At 70.2% G+C, this 15,792-nt stretch carries 14 protein-coding genes and 1 tRNA gene; 11 read left to right on the top strand and 4 right to left on the bottom strand.

Features of this window, described 5'->3' with window-relative positions:
- The first annotated feature begins 210 nt into the window (after positions 1–210).
- Both AC5P1C_RS30305 and AC5P1C_RS30300 read left to right on the top strand, forming a co-directional pair.
- Positions 211–483: a type B 50S ribosomal protein L31 gene (locus tag AC5P1C_RS30305; protein ID WP_493869127.1), complete on the top strand. Its 273-nt coding sequence runs from the start codon at positions 211–213 to the stop codon at positions 481–483.
- A gap of 121 nt (positions 484–604) precedes the next feature.
- Positions 605–1,951 carry a DUF1254 domain-containing protein gene (locus AC5P1C_RS30300; protein ID WP_493869126.1) on the top strand — a complete coding sequence of 449 codons (1,347 nt, stop codon included), beginning with the start codon at positions 605–607 and terminating at the stop codon, positions 1,949–1,951.
- A 4-nt stretch (positions 1,952–1,955) separates the two neighbouring features.
- Here the strand turns inward: AC5P1C_RS30300 and AC5P1C_RS30295 are convergent, their stop codons facing one another.
- The 3 genes from AC5P1C_RS30295 to AC5P1C_RS30285 form a co-directional block, all read right to left on the bottom strand.
- Positions 1,956–2,588, bottom strand: a complete 633-nt coding sequence (locus AC5P1C_RS30295; RefSeq protein ID WP_493869125.1) for an Rv1733c family protein — start codon at positions 2,586–2,588, stop codon at positions 1,956–1,958.
- 71 nt (positions 2,589–2,659) lie between these two features.
- The gene (locus tag AC5P1C_RS30290) at positions 2,660–3,340 is read right to left on the bottom strand and encodes a hypothetical protein (protein WP_493869124.1); all 681 of its coding nucleotides are present in this window, start codon (positions 3,338–3,340) and stop codon (positions 2,660–2,662) included.
- Positions 3,341–3,661: 321 nt separating this feature from the next.
- Positions 3,662–3,946: a TraR/DksA family transcriptional regulator gene (locus tag AC5P1C_RS30285; RefSeq protein ID WP_493869123.1), complete on the bottom strand. Its 285-nt coding sequence runs from the start codon at positions 3,944–3,946 to the stop codon at positions 3,662–3,664.
- 231 nt (positions 3,947–4,177) lie between these two features.
- Here AC5P1C_RS30285 and AC5P1C_RS30280 point away from each other — a divergent pair, with 231 nt between their 5' ends.
- Together AC5P1C_RS30280 and AC5P1C_RS30275 are read left to right on the top strand one after the other, a co-directional pair.
- Positions 4,178–5,158 carry a HAMP domain-containing sensor histidine kinase gene (locus AC5P1C_RS30280; protein WP_493869122.1) on the top strand — a complete coding sequence of 327 codons (981 nt, stop codon included), beginning with the start codon at positions 4,178–4,180 and terminating at the stop codon, positions 5,156–5,158.
- On the top strand, positions 5,155–5,826 hold the full coding sequence (locus tag AC5P1C_RS30275) for a response regulator (protein WP_493869121.1): 672 nt from the start codon (positions 5,155–5,157) through the stop codon (positions 5,824–5,826). The genes AC5P1C_RS30280 and AC5P1C_RS30275 overlap by 4 nt, the downstream gene beginning before the upstream one ends.
- Before the next feature lie 110 nt (positions 5,827–5,936).
- On the opposite strand, the gene AC5P1C_RS30270 is transcribed toward AC5P1C_RS30275, so the two are convergent.
- Positions 5,937–6,008, bottom strand: a tRNA-Arg gene (locus AC5P1C_RS30270).
- A 176-nt stretch (positions 6,009–6,184) separates the two neighbouring features.
- On the opposite strand from AC5P1C_RS30270, the gene AC5P1C_RS30265 reads away from it, so the two are divergent.
- The 7 genes from AC5P1C_RS30265 (at position 6,185) to rho (ending at position 15,628) form a co-directional block, all read left to right on the top strand.
- A complete protein-coding gene (locus AC5P1C_RS30265) occupies positions 6,185–6,709 on the top strand; it encodes a response regulator (protein ID WP_493869120.1) in 525 nt (174 codons plus the stop codon).
- A 233-nt stretch (positions 6,710–6,942) separates the two neighbouring features.
- Positions 6,943–8,064 carry an ArgS-related anticodon-binding protein NrtL gene (nrtL, locus tag AC5P1C_RS30260; protein WP_493869119.1) on the top strand — a complete coding sequence of 374 codons (1,122 nt, stop codon included), beginning with the start codon at positions 6,943–6,945 and terminating at the stop codon, positions 8,062–8,064.
- Positions 8,065–8,108: 44 nt separating this feature from the next.
- Entirely contained in the window at positions 8,109–9,500 is a 1,392-nt protein-coding gene (gene lysA, locus AC5P1C_RS30255) for a diaminopimelate decarboxylase (protein ID WP_493869118.1), read from the top strand.
- Between the two features lie 137 nt (positions 9,501–9,637).
- Complete coding sequence (locus AC5P1C_RS30250) at positions 9,638–10,930, top strand: homoserine dehydrogenase (RefSeq protein ID WP_493869117.1); 1,293 nt, start codon at positions 9,638–9,640, stop codon at positions 10,928–10,930.
- A 6-nt stretch (positions 10,931–10,936) separates the two neighbouring features.
- Positions 10,937–11,995 carry a threonine synthase gene (gene thrC, locus AC5P1C_RS30245; protein WP_493869116.1) on the top strand — a complete coding sequence of 353 codons (1,059 nt, stop codon included), beginning with the start codon at positions 10,937–10,939 and terminating at the stop codon, positions 11,993–11,995.
- A gap of 288 nt (positions 11,996–12,283) precedes the next feature.
- Positions 12,284–13,201 carry a homoserine kinase gene (thrB, locus tag AC5P1C_RS30240; protein ID WP_493869115.1) on the top strand — a complete coding sequence of 306 codons (918 nt, stop codon included), beginning with the start codon at positions 12,284–12,286 and terminating at the stop codon, positions 13,199–13,201.
- A gap of 372 nt (positions 13,202–13,573) precedes the next feature.
- Positions 13,574–15,628: a transcription termination factor Rho gene (gene rho, locus AC5P1C_RS30235; RefSeq protein ID WP_493869114.1), complete on the top strand. Its 2,055-nt coding sequence runs from the start codon at positions 13,574–13,576 to the stop codon at positions 15,626–15,628.
- The last annotated feature ends 164 nt before the right edge of the window (positions 15,629–15,792 follow it).

Here is a 15,792-nt window from a genome sequence, read left to right as displayed (position 1 = left end):
TTGTCGCTGCGGGGCAATCGGGCGGGTGGGCGGGAAAGGCTTGTTCGGCGAGGGGCGGATGCGGGGTGATCGGGCGGTTGGGTGGGAGAGGCCCGTTCGGCAAGGTGACACCGCCGGGGGGAGGGCACTGCTCCGGGCCGGAGGCCACCGCTTCGCCCGCGTGGAGCCCCCGGGCTAGCCCCCGCGCCCGTACGCGGTGAACCTTGAGGAATGACCCAGGACAAGGACCACACCTACCGCCCCGTCGTCTTCCGGGACCGCTCGGCGGGCTACGCCTTCCTCACGCGTTCCACCGCCGAGAGCGACCAGACCATCGAGTGGGACGACGGCGAGACGTACCCGCTGGTGGAGGTGGAGATCTCCTCCGAGAGCCACCCCTTCTACACGGGCCGCGCCCGAGTGGTCGACTCCGAGGGCCAGGTGGCCAAGTTCGAGCGCCGCTTCGGCGATCAGGCACCCCCACCCCCGGGCACGCCGGAGTGACCCCACCGCCCCCTCCGCAGGCGCGCCACGCCGCGTGGAGCGCAGGAGTGGCAGGAGGGGCACGGCGGCCCGACGATGGCCGTAGCACCTTGATCACGAACGATCACGAGAAGGCGGCGGCATGACCGACGGCACGACCGATCTCCAGGCGCTGGCGGCCGAGGCGTACATCTACGGCTACCCGATGGTGCTCAACCTCGACGAAGTCGACCGCTTCTCCCGCAAGGGCATGGGCTCGGTGGCCGCCGCGCCGTTCAACGAGTTCAGCCACGCGAGCAGACTTGCGGGACCCGACGACCCCTTCGTGAGCGTCAACAACGACACCATCTACTCGGTGGCGCAGCTCGACCTCTCAGGTGGCGCCCTGCTCCTGACGGTGCCGGACACCGACGGCCGCTACTACGTCCTCCAGTTCGTGGACGCGTGGACCAACAACTTCGCGTACGTGGGCCGCCGAGCCACCGGCACCGGTGCCGCCAGCTACCTGCTCACGCCGCCCGGCTGGGACGAGGACGTGCCGCTGGGCGCGACCCGGATCTCCGTACCGACCGAGGTGGCGTCGATCGTCGGGCGGTGGGCATGCGCCGGGCCGGACGATGTCGCGGCCGTGCGCGCGCTGCAGGAGGACACGCTCCTTGAGCCGTACTGGACGGCATCCGGCGAGCCCCGCGGGCTGCCGACCTACACGTACATCCCCGACGACGAACCGGAGCTCCTCTTCTACGAGAAGCTGCGCGCCCGCATGGCCGCCTTCCCGCCCGCGCCCGCGGACCTGCAGTACCAGCAACGCTTCGCCCCGCTCGGCCTGTTGGACATGACGAGCCCCTACGCACAGCCGCAGCCGGAGCTCGCCGAAGCGCTGCGCGCAGGATTCGCCGCGGGCAAGGAGAAGGTCGAGCAGGAGTCCACCCACGGGGAGGGCGCGGAGCAGAACGGCTGGAAGCTGACGTATCACGCCTTCGACTACAACGCCGACCACTTCGAGGTCGGCACACTCAAGGACTCCCAATGGATTTGCACGGACCGGGAGTTGGGCCGCATGGTGCGCGCCACGTCGGCCCGTACCGCGCTCTGGGGCAACCACGGATATGAGGCGGCGTACGCGATGGCGTGGGACGACGGCGACGGACAGCCCCTGGAGGGCGAGCAGTCGTACACCCTGCGCTTCGAGAAGCCGCCGCCGGTCGATGCGTTCTGGTCGATCACGATGTACGACCTGCCGGACTACTACCTGGTCGACAACCCCATCGAGCGCTACTCCATCGGTGACCGCACCCCGGGCCTGAGCTACGGCGACGACGGCTCCCTCACCCTCCTCCTCCAGCCGCAGCGCCCCACCGACGACAAGACGGCCGCGAACTGGCTGCCCACCCCCGGCGGCCGCTTCCGGCCCATCCTGCGGATGTACACGCCCCGGGCCGCGGTCTTCGACGGGACGTACGAACTGCCGCCCATCCGCCGGAGCTAGGGCCCTAGGGCGAGGTGGTCCACCGGGGGGCGGTGCGGGCCCAGGCCGTTCCCCACTGGGCGAGGTTGTGCCGCTCCAGCCTGCGGTGGGCGCAGGCGTACGCGGCGGCGCCCAGGATGGGGACGGCGATGGCGGCCAGGACCGTGTAGCCCCTGGTGTGGTCGCGGACCTCCTGCTCGGTCAGGGGCGGGTCGGTGACCTTTCCTTCGTCGCTGACCCATACGGCGATGGTGTTCCCGGCGGTCAGGGCGGGTTCGACGTCCGCTTCCGCGGTGCGCGTCTCCCCGTGTCGGTCCGTGAAGCGGACGCTCACCGGGTAGAGGGTCCCTTTCGCCTCGGCCGACCCGGGCTCGGGGTGGCGGGGCGCGTCGTGGACGAGGACGGCGGTGGTGTGGTGCCGGGTCTCGGCCTGGTACTCGGCCGTCCGTTCCATGTGGCGGCGGGCCGCGTCGCCGACCAGGACGACGGCGGCCGGGGTGGCGGTCAGGACGGTCAGGAACAGCGTTACCGCGATCCACGCCTGTACGAGATCGGTGCGGCGGCGCAGCGGGTTGCGCCGCCAGCGCCACAGCAGGGTGTGCGGAATGCGCGGGGGCTCTTCGGGCGGCGGCTGTGCCGGGGGGATGGGGCCGGCCACGGGGCTCTCCTTGGGCGCTTGTGGGGCCTGGTGAAGCTGGTGCGGGGTCATCCGGTGTCACCGGTGTCGGTTCATCCGGTGACGGAGGGGTGGGCGTGCGCGGCGCGGAGGAGCTTGGCCGCGCCGCGGACCGCCGCGGTGTGCGGCGCGGTCAGGGGCTGGATGGGGGCGCGCAGTTGTTCGGCGAGAAGGTGGCTGATGTCGGGGAGCAGCGCGCCACCACCGGCGAGCAGTGCGCCGCGGCGGAGGGCTTCGAGGGTCCGGGACGTGCGGTCCTGTTCGCGCATCGCGGTCACCATCGCGACGACCCCGTCGGTGATCGGGGTGGGCGGCGGTGCGGCCAGGGGAGTGTCCGGGAGATCGCTCGTCCCCAGGGCGGTGTGACGGGCGTCGATCACCGCGCCGTCGGCGAGGAGGGCGACCTCGGTGAGGTGCGCTCCGATGTCCACGACGAGCAGGGGGCGGCCCGGATCGGCGTCCGCGGCCGCGGCAACGGCCCGCGCGGTGGGGATGGTCAGCACGGTGCGCGGGCGGAGCACCTCGACGGCGAGGCGGGCCTCGGCCCGGTAGGCGACGCCGCCCAGTACGGGTGCGGTCAGGATGAGCAGCGGGCGGCCGAAGCGGGGCATGCGGTGGCCGAGCAGCCGGTCGAGCATCCGGGCCGTTCCGGGGGTGTCGACGATGGCGCCGCGTCGGATCGGATACACGGCGCCGGCGCCGTGAAAGGTCACGGTGGGTACGTCGAGGATCATGCGCTGCCCGGACGTCCAGGCACGGGTCCGGGCGCTGCCCAGGTCGAGAGCAATGCCCGAACACTGCCGGCACCAGGGCCACGAGCGGTGCCGGGCGGGGACGGGGGCGGGGACCGGGGCGGGGACGGGGGATCGGCGAGGCGATGTCCGCCGGTCGAGGAGCCTGTCCGTAGGGGGCACGGGAGGCAGGTCCGCACAGGTGCTGGGGCCATCCGCGGTGCTGAGGTCGTCTTCGATGATCTGGTGGTTCACCACTTCACCCCTAGGGCAGGGCGGGAGAGGGCAGGGCGGGAGACGGAGGAGGGGCGGGCCGGGCGGTCGTCAGCCGGCCTTGCGCTGGCAGGGAACGCAGAACTGCGTGTACGGCAGGATCTCCAGACGCGCGACCGGGATGGGCTGGGAGCAGCCGGGGCACGTCCCGTAACTGCCGTCCTGGACACGGTCGAAGGCGGCCTCGACCTCTTTGAGGACGCGCTCGATGGTCTCCCTCTGCGCCGCCATCACCTGTTCCTCCGCCTCATGCCCGGCCTCGCCGATGGCACGCAACTGCGCGAGGCGGGTGGCACGCTCGTGTTCCAGGCACCGAAGGGCTTCAACTTGGGTCATGCCCTCACCGTCGCCGATGAGCCGCACGAAACCCATCGGGCGCGATACCCATCTACGGCGGCCCCCGGGCCCCATCGCGGAAATGGGCATTGCGCCCCATCGACGGACAGAAGGGGAACGGGCAGGCTGGACGGCAACCGGGCAAAGATGGATGGCTACGGCTCAAAGAAGCAAGAAGAAGAAGCACGAAGAAGCAAGAAAAAGAAGCAAGAAAGCGGAAGGCACCACCCGTTGTCCCTGTTCTGGCGGATCTTCGCGCTCAACGCGGTAGTGCTGGGGAGCGCTACCGCCCTGCTGCTGTGGGCCCCGGTGACCGTCTCCGTGCCGGTGGTCCTGACCGAGGCGGTCATCCTCGTGGCCGGCCTGGCCGTCATGCTGGTCGCCAACGCGGCCCTGCTGCGGATCGGCCTCACCCCGCTCGACCGCCTCACCCGGCTGATGACCACCGTCGACCTGCTGCGCCCCGGCCACCGCCTGCCGGAGCAGGGCGGAGGCGAGACCGCCGAGCTGATCCGCACCTTCAACGCGATGCTCGAACGGCTGGAGCAGGAGCGGGCGGCAAGCAGCGCCCGCGTCCTGCTCGCTCAGGAATCCGAACGACGCCGCATCGCCCAGGAACTCCACGACGAGGTCGGCCAGACCATGACCGCGGTCCTCCTGTCCCTGAAGCGGGCGTCGGACGAGGCGGAAGAACCCCTGCGCGGCGAGCTGCAGCAGGCGCAGGAGATCACCCGGGGGAGCCTGGACGAAGTACGCCGCCTGGTACGCAGACTGCGACCGGGCGTCCTGGACGACCTCGGCCTGATCAGCGCCCTGACGTCCCTGACCACAGAGTTCGCCACGCACGCGGGGCTGCGCGTGACGCGCAGCTTCGACTCGGACCTGCCCCCACTGGACCAACAGACGGAACTGGTCCTCTACCGGGTGGCGCAGGAAGCCCTGACCAACGCGGCCCGCCACGCCGAGGCGACCCGGGTCGACGTGACCCTGCGCCGGGCCGACGGCGCGGTGGTGCTGTCGGTCGCGGACGACGGCCGGGGCACCGGGGTCGCCCACGAGGGGGCGGGCATCAGGGGGATGCGCGAACGGGCACTGTTCATCGGGGCGACGCTGGACGTCACGCCGCGCCCGCAGGCGGGTACGGAGGTCAGGCTGAAGGTGCCGAGGCGTGACCCCAACCACATGAGCACGAACAAAATGAGTGCGAAATGAGTACGACCACTGACACGAGGCCCAGGATCCGCATCCTCCTCGCCGACGACCACGCGCTGGTGCGTCGCGGGGTGCGGCTCATCCTCGACCGCGAGCCGGACCTCGAGGTCGTGGCGGAGGCCGGGGACGGCGCGGAGGCCATCGCCCTGGCGCGCACGCACGAGGTCGACCTGGCGGTCCTGGACATCGCGATGCCCCGGATGACCGGACTGCAGGCGGCACGCGAACTCGCCGCGCTGAAGCCGGGCGTACGCGTACTCATGCTCACGATGCACGACAACGAGCAGTACTTCTTCCAGGCTCTGAAGGCGGGCGCCAGCGGCTACGTCCTGAAGTCGGTGGCCGACCGCGACCTGGTCGCAGCCTGCCGAGCAGCGATGCGAGACGAGCCTTTCCTCTACCCGGGCGCGGTCACCGCGCTGATCCGCAACTACCTGGACCGCGTACGCCAGGGCGAGGAGCCGCCCGACCAGGTACTGACGGCACGCGAGGAGGAGGTCCTCAAATTGGTCGCCGAGGGCCACTCGTCGAAGGAGATCGCCGAGATGCTCTTCATCAGCATCAAAACGGTCCACCGCCACAGAGCGAACCTGCTCCACAAACTGGGCCTGCGCAACCGCTTGGAACTCACACGCTACGCAATCCGAGCGGGCCTCATAGAACCCTGACGCGGTGACCCGGTGACGCATGAGGCGGACGACTGCCCGCGAGGAGATACGCGAAGACCCCGGCCTCAGCGTTTCCGCTGCTGACGGGGTCTTGGACACCCAATACAAGGTGCCCCCGGCAGGATTCGAACCTGCGCACACGGCTCCGGAGGCCGTTGCTCTATCCCCTGAGCTACGGGGGCGTGTCGGCGCGGTTGCCCGGCGACGTGTAGAACCCTACCAGCTCCTAACGGCTCCCCATGAACAGGTATTTCCGCACTCCGTGGCCGTGAGCGCGGGCGCATCCGCACCCTGTGTCCCAGGGGTCACCTTTGGCGCCACGCCGGGCCCCCGGTCGACTCCCCCGCACGGGGCGGAAGTGGGGAAAACCCGGACGCGGTGGCGGGCGCGGACCTACTCTCGAGTTGTGTCAGGCGTGTCCGGCCGCGTGCTTGTTGTGGACGACAACAAGGTCATCCGGCAACTGATCAGGGTCAACCTCGAGCTGGAGGGCTTCGAGGTCGTGACCGCGGCCGATGGTGCCGAATGCCTGGACATGGTGAACCAGGTCAGGCCCGATGTCGTCACGCTCGACGTGGTGATGCCCCGTCTTGACGGGCTCCGTACCGCGGCCCGGCTGCGTTCCGATCCGCGGACCCGGAATCTCCCCATCGTCATCGTCAGTGCCTGCACCCAGTATGAGGTGGAGAGCGGGCTCGAGGTCGGGGTGGACGCGTTCCTCGCCAAGCCCTTCGAACCTGCCGAACTACTGGGCATCGTAAGGCAGTTGATGGAGTTCGGTCGTGACGGAGGTGAGAGCGAGGGTGTGGTCGGGCGCAGTGCCCTCGGCCGTGATCTCGGCGCCACCGGAGAGGCCGAGCGCGCGGGCCGCCCCGGCGGCTGACCCGCGGCCGTCACCACAGCTGTCGGAGCTGTCGGAGCTGTCGGAGCTGTCGGGGCTGTCGGGGCTGTCGGAGCAGTCGGGGCCGTCGGAGCCGCCGACCGGCCCGCCCCGAAAGCCACCTCCCCCTGGAGCTCGGAACCTGGAACCCGGAACCCGTCCCTCCCCGTCCACATCCCGGACCATCGGGGAAACCAGGTCGCGTCCCTACCCCCCTCCTCCCATACGCTTGTCCCGTGACCCCCGTCGAGCTCTCCCGCACCGTGCTGCGCGCCATGCGCCGTGCCGTCGACGACGGCGAGCTCAGTGGCCTCGGTGACCTCGGTGACCTCGGTGACCTCGGTGACGAGGGCGTGGACCGGCGGGTCGTCGTCGAGCGGCCGCGGGCCGGTGGGTGCGGGGACTACGCCACCAACGTCGCCCTTCAGGTCGCCCGTGCCGCCGGGCGGTCACCCCTGCAAGTGGCCGAAGTGCTGTCGCCGCGGCTCGCCGGGGAGCCCGGCATCGCCGCCATCGACATCACCGGGCCCGGCTTCCTCAACATCACCCTCGAACGAGGCGGCCCCTCCGCCGACCTCGTCCGTGACGTCCTCACCCGCGGCGCCGCCTACGGCCACGTCCACCCCGGCACCGGCGAAGCCCACCAGCTCCACTTCCCCCGCGAAGTCCGCGCCGCCGTCATCGCCGACTCCCTGCGCCGCATCCTTCGCTCCCAGGGCGCCCTCGTACGCAACACCTGCGACGAAGCCCCCGACCCCGCCTGGGAAGCCCTGGGCGTCCAGGTCGACGCGTACGGGAAGCCCCCCGCGGAGATGGCGGAGATGGCGGAGATGCACACCCTCCGCCCTGTCCCCGCCCCTGCCGACCCCATCCCCCTCGGCCCCGACGCCGCCCGCTGGGCCCTTCTGCACCCTGCCGCCCATGACCGGCCCCGCATCGGCGACGAGCACCTCGTCCAGCGAGAGGCCAACCCCCTCTTCCGCGTGCGGTACGCCTACTCCCGTACCCGCGCCCTCACGCGCAACGCCGCCGCCCTCGGTTTCCACAGCACCCCCGGCCAGATAGGCGAAGAGGCGCAGACACAGACGCAGGCGGAGGCGCAGGCCCTTCTCGACGCCCTCGCCGATCATCCCCGCGTCCTGGCCGCCGCCGCCCGCCACCGCGCACCCGACCGCCTCGCCCGGCATCTCGTCGTCACCGCCGATGCCTTCCTCGTCTTCCAGGCAAGTGTTCTGCCGCTTGGTGACGAGAAACCCTCGGCCGCCCACCGCGCCCGGCTCGCGCTCGCCGAAGCCGCCGGGACGGTGCTCGCAGGCGGCCTGTCCCTGCTCGGCATCAGTGCCCCCGAGTACGTGTGACACGTGAAGTCAGACGTGAATGAAGTGAGAGAGACGAACGCGACATGAGCCGTTCCGCGCACCCCGCCGGGCCCCGCCACGCCGACGTAGTACCCGAAGGGCACTACACCGCCCCGGCCGCCGACCTGAACTCCCTCGACCCGAAGGTCTGGGCGCAGACCGTCGGGCGCAATGCCGATGGTGTCGTCACCGTCGGCGGGATCGAGGTGACCCGCCTCGCCGAGGAGTTCGGCACCCCCGCCTACTTCCTCGACGAGGCCGACTTCCGCGCCCGCTGCCACGCCTGGCGCGGTGCCTTCGGCTCCGACGCCGACGTCTTCTACGCGGGGAAGGCCTTCCTCTCGCGTGCCGTCGTGCGGTGGCTGCACGAGGAAGGGCTCAATCTCGATGTGTGCAGCGGTGGCGAGCTCGCCACCGCTCTCGCCGCCGGCATGCCCGCCGACCGCATCGCCTTCCACGGCAACAACAAGACCGAGGGCGAGATCGAGCGGGCCATCGAGGCCGGTGTCGGGCGCATCGTGCTCGACTCCTTCCAGGAGATCGTGCGCGTCGCCCACATCGCCGACCGGCTCGGCACCCGCCAGCGCGTGCAGATCCGCGTGACCGTCGGCGTCGAGGCCCACACCCACGAGTTCATCGCCACCGCCCACGAGGACCAGAAGTTCGGTATCGCGCTGGCCGGGGGACAGGCCGCCGAAGCCGTGCGCAGGGCCCTTCAGCTCGACGGGCTCGAGCTCATCGGCGTGCACAGCCACATCGGATCGCAGATCTTCGACATGGCCGGATTCGAGGTCTCCGCGCGACGCGTCGTCCAGCTGCTCGCCGAGATCCGTGACGAGCACGGCGTCGAGCTGCCCGAGATCGACCTCGGCGGCGGGCTCGGCATCGCCTACACCTCCGAGGACGACCCCCGCGAGCCGCACGAGATCGCCAAGGCGCTCGGCGAGATCGTCACGCGCGAGTGTGAGGCCTCAGGCCTGCGCACCCCTCGGATCTCCGTCGAGCCCGGACGGGCCATCGTCGGTCCCACCGCCTTCACGCTGTACGAAGTCGGCACCGTCAAGCCCCTCGAAGGCCTGCGTACGTACGTCTCCGTCGACGGCGGCATGTCCGACAACATCCGTACCGCGCTCTACGACGCCGAGTACAGCGTCGCGCTCGTCTCGCGTGAGTCCGACGCCGAGCCCATGCTCGTCCGCGTCGTCGGCAAGCACTGCGAGAGCGGGGACATCGTGGTGAAGGACGCGTTCCTTCCGGCCGACATCGCGCCCGGCGATCTCATCGCCGTGCCCGCGACCGGCGCGTACTGCCGCTCCATGGCGAGCAACTACAACCACGCCCTCCGCCCGCCGGTCGTCGCCGTGCGGGATGGTGAGGCGCGGGTGATCGTCCGGCGCGAGACGGAGGAGGATCTCCTGCGTCTCGATGTCGGCTGAAGAAAAAACGCCGGGAAACGGCGTCTGGCAGAGTATCGGCCAGTGAAATAGATGTCTCACGATCCGGACCGCGGACGGAAACTGCGATCCGGTGGGCGAGACTGGTCCCACTGTAGATGTATGAGAAGTGAGGTCGGATGATGCGTACGCGTCCGCTGAAGGTGGCGCTGCTGGGCTGTGGGGTTGTCGGCTCAGAGGTGGCGCGCATCATGACGACGCATGCCGACGACCTCACGGCTCGGATCGGCGCCCCGGTGGAGCTCGCCGGGGTGGCCGTCCGCCGCCCCTCGAAGGTGCGTGAGGGAATCGATCCTTCCCTCGTCACCACCGACGCGACCGCACTGGTCAAACGCGGGGACATCGACGTCATCGTCGAGGTCATCGGCGGCATCGAGCCCGCCAAGACCCTCATCACCACCGCCTTCGAGCACGGCGCCTCCGTCGTCTCCGCCAACAAGGCGCTCATCGCGCAGGACGGCGCCGCGCTGCACGCCGCCGCCGAGGAGCACGGCCGGGACCTTTATTACGAGGCCGCCGTCGCCGGTGCCATTCCGCTGATCCGGCCGTTGCGCGAGTCCCTGGTCGGGGACAAGGTGAATCGCGTTCTCGGGATCGTGAACGGAACCACCAACTTCATCCTCGACGCCATGGACACCACCGGTGCCGGGTATCAGGAAGCGCTCGACGAGGCCACCGCGCTCGGGTATGCCGAAGCCGACCCGACCGCCGACGTCGAAGGCTTCGACGCCGCCGCCAAGGCCGCGATCCTCGCCGGCATCGCCTTCCACACGCGCGTGCGTCTCGACGACGTCTACCGCGAGGGCATGACCGAGGTGACCGCCGCCGACTTCGCGTCCGCGAAGCGTATGGGCTGCACCATCAAGCTCCTCGCCATCTGTGAGCGCGCCGCCCACGGCGGGTCCGTCACCGCGCGCGTGCACCCCGCGATGATTCCGCTCAGCCATCCGCTGGCGTCGGTCCGTGAGGCGTACAACGCCGTCTTCGTGGAAGCGGAGGCCGCTGGTCAGCTCATGTTCTACGGGCCCGGCGCGGGTGGCGCCCCCACCGCGTCCGCCGTACTCGGCGACCTCGTCGCCGTCTGCCGGAACAAGCTCGGCGAAGCCACCGGGCCCGGTGAATCCGCGTACACCCAGCTGCCCGTGAGCTCCATGGGCGAGGTCGTCACGCGGTACCACATCAGCCTCGACGTAGCCGACAAGCCGGGTGTCCTCGCCCAGGTCGCGACGGTCTTCGCCGAGCACGGCGTATCGATCGATACGGTCCGTCAGACGGGCAAGGACGGCGAGGCCTCCCTCGTCGTCGTCACCCACCGCGCGCCCGACGCCGCCCTCACCGGCACCGTCGAGGCGCTGCGGAATCTCGACACCGTGCGTGGTGTCGCCAGCATCATGCGGGTTGAAGGGGAGTAAGCAGCAATGACCCACCAATGGCGCGGAATCATCGAGGAGTACCGGGACCGTCTTCCCGTCTCCGACACGACGCCGGTCGTGACGCTCCGCGAGGGCGGCACACCGCTCGTGCCCGCGCAGGTGCTCTCCGAGCGCACGGGCTGCGAGGTGCATCTCAAGGTCGAGGGCGCCAACCCGACCGGGTCCTTCAAGGACCGCGGCATGACGATGGCGATCACGAAGGCCAAGGAGGAGGGCGCCAAGGCCGTCATCTGTGCCTCCACCGGGAACACGTCGGCCTCGGCCGCCGCCTATGCCGTACGTGCGGGAATGGTCTGCGCGGTCCTCGTGCCGCAGGGCAAGATCGCGCTCGGCAAGATGGGCCAGGCGCTCGTCTACGGCTCGAAGATCCTCCAGGTCGACGGCAACTTCGACGACTGCCTGAACCTCGCCCGCGCCCTCTCCGAGAACTACCCGGTGGCGCTGGTCAATTCGGTCAACCCGTTCCGCATCGAGGGCCAGAAGACCGCCGCGTTCGAGATCGTCGACGCGCTCGGTGACGCCCCCGACATCCACGTCCTGCCGGTGGGCAACGCGGGCAACATCACGGCCTATTGGAAGGGCTACAAGGAGTACGCCGCCGACTCGGTCTCGACGCGCACTCCTCGCATGTGGGGCTTCCAGGCTTCCGGTTCCGCGCCCATCGTGCGCGGCGAGATCGTCAAGGACCCGTCGACGATCGCCACCGCGATTCGCATCGGCAACCCCGCGTCGTGGCAGTACGCCCTCGACGCGCGCGACGAGTCGCACGGCTTCATCGACGAGGTGACGGACCGTGAGATCCTGCGCGCCTACAAGCTGTTGGCGTCCCAGGAGGGTGTCTTCGTCGAGCCGGCGTCGGCAGCTTCCGTCGCCGGTCTGCTGAAGGCGGCCGAGCAGGGCAAGGTCGACAAGGGGCAGCGCATCGTCTGCACCGTCACCGGAAACGGCCTCAAGGACCCGGACTGGGCCGTCGCGGGCGCACCGCAGCCGGTCACGGTTCCGGTCGACTCGGCCGCGGCAGCCGAGCGCCTGGGTCTGGCGTAATCGTCCCGCTTCCGGCATAACCATGCCGGTCGGGGATAACCGAAGCTGTACGGCGGGCATAACCGCCTGGAAAACCCGCAACTCCGCATAGGGGGTGCACAGGGGGCTTACGACACGCATCGTGCGCCTCCTGTGCGCCCTATGTCGCCACAGAACCTTCCTTCGATAGGCTGTACCGAACCCGCCCCGCCGCATATGCCGCGGTGCTGCCGCAGAGCGGCCTTCGGGTAGTGCCTCATCACGTGGCAAGTCCTCAAAAGATCGCAGCTCAAGGAGAGTCATCGAGCGATGGCCGGTCCCGCGTTCCGCGCCGCCGCCGTCCGGGTGCGCGTCCCCGCCACCAGCGCCAACCTCGGGCCGGGCTTCGACGCCCTCGGCCTGTCGCTTGGCCTGTACGACGACGTCGTCGTACGGGTGGCCGACACCGGACTGAACATCGACATCGCAGGTGAGGGCAGCGAGACCCTCCCGCGCGACGAGTCGCACCTGCTTGTACGTTCCCTGCGTACCGCCTTCGACCTGCTCGGCGGACAGCCGCGCGGGCTCGAAATCGTCTGCGCCAACCGCATTCCGCACGGCCGGGGCCTCGGCTCCTCGTCCGCCGCCATCTGCGCGGGCATCGTCGCCGCACGCGCCGTGACGATAGGCGGTGACGCCCGGCTCGACGACAACGCCTTGCTGGAGCTCGCCACCGAGATCGAGGGCCACCCGGACAACGTCGCCGCCTGCCTGCTCGGCGGTTTCACGCTCTCCTGGATGGACGGGGGAGCGGCGCGGGCGATCAGGATGGAGCCTGCTGATTCCATCGTTCCGGTGGTTTTCGTACCGGGAAAGCCCGTCCTCACCGAGACGGCGCGCGGACTGCTCCCGCGCACTGTCCCGCACGTGGACGCCGCCGCCAACGCCGGCCGGGCCGCACTGCTCGTCGAGGCCCTGACAAGGCGCCCCGAGCTGCTGCTTCCCGCCACCGAGGACCGGCTCCACCAGGAGTACCGCGCGCCCGCCATGCCGGAGAGCGCCGCCCTGGTGGAACGCCTGCGCGCGGACGGTGTCCCGGCGATGATCTCCGGCGCGGGACCCACGGTCCTCGCGCTGGCCGACGAGAGTGCGGCCGACAAGGTCGCACGCCTTGCGGGAGAGGGCTGGGCGGCCAACCGTCTGGCGCTCGACACGACGGGTGCGAGCGTGCTGCCGCTTGCGCCCTGACACCTGGTAGCCGGATGAGAGAGGGGGAATGTTTGTTGGATCCGGTAGTGTTAACCTCAAGTCTGCACCCGACCCCACCATGGCGAGGTGCTTCGTGTCCCCGTCCGGGACATCCATCCTTCCGGGAGCCTCCCAAACTGCTCTGTGTCCCGCACTGAGCGGTGCCGAGCACGCTCCGGAACCGGCGTGACCGAGCCGAGTGACACCGCACCTCAGTGGCACCTCACCGGGACTCGCCATCACCAGTGAATTCTTCCGCCGCGCGTTGGCGGACCACCGCCCCGGCACGGTCCACACACCACAGGACCTCCGGACAGCACAACCGGTCGCCGAGCCAGACAGGCCGACGTCCGCTCCAGGGAAGGACCCTTCGTGAGCGACACCACCGATCTGATGGGCGTGACTGCCGACACGCCCGCCACGGACGCCTCTGCGGCGCCTGCCACCGGTGCTTCGGCCGGGTCCCGGCGGCGCCGCGGCACCGGCCTCGATGGCATGGTGCTGGCGGAACTGCAGCAGGTCGCATCCGGCCTCGGTATCAAGGGCACCGCGCGGATGCGCAAGAGCCAGCTGATCGAGGTCATCAAGGAGGCGCAGGCCGGAGGCGGTGCCCCCGCCAAGAGTGCCGCGCCGTCCGCGTCCGCCACGGACGCCGAGACCAAGCCCAAGCGACGCGCGACCTCGAAGGCCCGGACGGGCGAGGAGCCCGCGGCGGGCACGGAGAAGGCCCCCAAGGCGAGCAAGGCCGACAAGGCCGAGCAGCCCGCAGGCGGCAAGGCCGACGAGGCCGCCCAGCAGCAGATCGACATCCCGGGCCAGCCCGCGGGTGCCGACAAGGGCGAGCGTCGCCGTCGCCGTGCCACCGCCGACGCGGGGAGCCCCGAGACGATCGCCGCCGAGGCGAAGAGCGAGCCCAAGGCCGAGGCCAAGACGGACGCGCCGTCCGAGGCCAAGGGCGACGGCTCCGGCGACAACAACGCCGAAGGCCGCCGTGACCGCCAGGGCCAGGGCCGCGACCGTCAGGGCCGTGGCCGCGACCGCGACCGCCGTGGCAACAAGGGCGACGACCAGCAGGGCGGCAACCGCCAGCAGGGCGGCGGCCGTCAGGACCGCGGCGACCGCCAGGACCGTCAGCAGCGCGACCAGCGGGACAACGGACCGCAGGACGACTTCGACGACGAGGCGGGTGGCCGCCGTGGCCGCCGTGGCCGTTACCGCGACCGCCGTGGCCGCCGTGGCCGCGACGAGTTCGGTGGCGCCAATGAGCCGCAGGTCGCCGACGACGACGTACTGATCCCTGTCGCGGGCATCCTGGACATCCTCGACAACTACGCGTTCATCCGGACCTCGGGGTACCTCCCCGGCCCGAACGACGTGTACGTGTCGCTCGCCCAGGTCCGCAAGAACGGTCTGCGCAAGGGTGACCACATCACCGGCGCCGTCCGTCAGCCCAAGGACGGCGAGCGCCGCGAGAAGTTCAACGCGCTCGTCCGCCTCGACTCGGCGAACGGCATGGCAGCCGAATCCGGGCGCGGGCGACCGGAGTTCAACAAGCTGACGCCCCTTTACCCGCAGGACCGGCTCCGTCTGGAGACCGACCCGGGCGTGCTCACCACCCGCATCATCGACCTCGTGTCGCCGATCGGTAAGGGCCAGCGAGGCCTGATCGTGGCTCCGCCGAAGACCGGCAAGACCATGATCATGCAGGCGGTCGCCAACGCGATCACCACGAACAGCCCCGAGTGCCACCTGATGGTCGTCCTGGTCGACGAGCGTCCGGAAGAGGTCACCGACATGCAGCGGTCGGTGAAGGGCGAGGTCATCTCCTCGACCTTCGACCGTCCTGCCGAGGACCACACCACGGTCGCCGAGCTGGCCATCGAGCGCGCAAAGCGTCTCGTGGAGCTGGGTCACGACGTGGTCGTGCTGCTCGACTCGATCACCCGCCTGGGCCGTGCGTACAACCTGGCGGCCCCGGCCTCCGGCCGCATCCTGTCCGGTGGTGTCGACTCGACCGCGCTCTACCCGCCGAAGCGCTTCTTCGGTGCGGCGCGCAACATCGAGGACGGCGGCTCGCTGACCATCCTCGCCACCGCGCTCGTCGACACCGGTTCGCGCATGGACGAGGTGATCTTCGAGGAGTTCAAGGGCACCGGCAACATGGAGCTCAAGCTCGACCGGAAGCTCTCCGACAAGCGCATCTTCCCGGCGGTGGACGTCGACGCGTCCTCCACCCGCAAGGAAGAGATCCTGCTCAACAGCGAAGAGCTGGCGATCGTCTGGAAGCTGCGCCGGGTGCTGCACGCGCTCGACTCGCAGCAGGCCATCGAGCTGCTTCTCGACAAGATGAAGCAGACGAAGTCGAACGCCGAGTTCCTCATGCAGATCGCGAAGACGACGCCGACGCCGGGCAACGGCAACGACTAGTCCTCGCGCGACGCGCGCACGCAAAGGGCCGCCCCCGTCACACGACGGGGGCGGCCCTTTGCGCTGAATGACCTTGGCCACAGACCTAAGAGATTCTCACGGTCACGGGCAGTAGCCCCACGAGGGAAAAAACCGCAGGTGAGAAGCTCGAAAGGCGGGGCAGG

Source organism: Streptomyces sp. A18 (assembly GCF_059026065.1).
Note: the sequence above shows the minus strand (reverse complement) of the source record. Positions and strands in the feature narration are given on the sequence as shown.

Bases quoted from the DNA above. Each gene is read 5' to 3' on its own strand.
- AC5P1C_RS30305 (WP_493869127.1), top strand. From the start codon at position 211: ATGACCCAGGACAAGGACCACACCTACCGCCCCGTCGTCTTCCGGGAC.
- AC5P1C_RS30300 (WP_493869126.1), top strand. From the start codon at position 605: ATGACCGACGGCACGACCGATCTCCAGGCGCTGGCGGCCGAGGCGTAC.
- AC5P1C_RS30290 (WP_493869124.1), bottom strand. From the start codon at position 3,340: ATGATCCTCGACGTACCCACCGTGACCTTTCACGGCGCCGGCGCCGTG.
- AC5P1C_RS30285 (WP_493869123.1), bottom strand. From the start codon at position 3,946: ATGACCCAAGTTGAAGCCCTTCGGTGCCTGGAACACGAGCGTGCCACC.
- AC5P1C_RS30275 (WP_493869121.1), top strand. From the start codon at position 5,155: ATGAGTACGACCACTGACACGAGGCCCAGGATCCGCATCCTCCTCGCC.
- lysA (WP_493869118.1), top strand. From the start codon at position 8,109: ATGAGCCGTTCCGCGCACCCCGCCGGGCCCCGCCACGCCGACGTAGTA.
- AC5P1C_RS30250 (WP_493869117.1), top strand. From the start codon at position 9,638: ATGATGCGTACGCGTCCGCTGAAGGTGGCGCTGCTGGGCTGTGGGGTT.
- thrC (WP_493869116.1), top strand. From the start codon at position 10,937: ATGACCCACCAATGGCGCGGAATCATCGAGGAGTACCGGGACCGTCTT.
- thrB (WP_493869115.1), top strand. From the start codon at position 12,284: ATGGCCGGTCCCGCGTTCCGCGCCGCCGCCGTCCGGGTGCGCGTCCCC.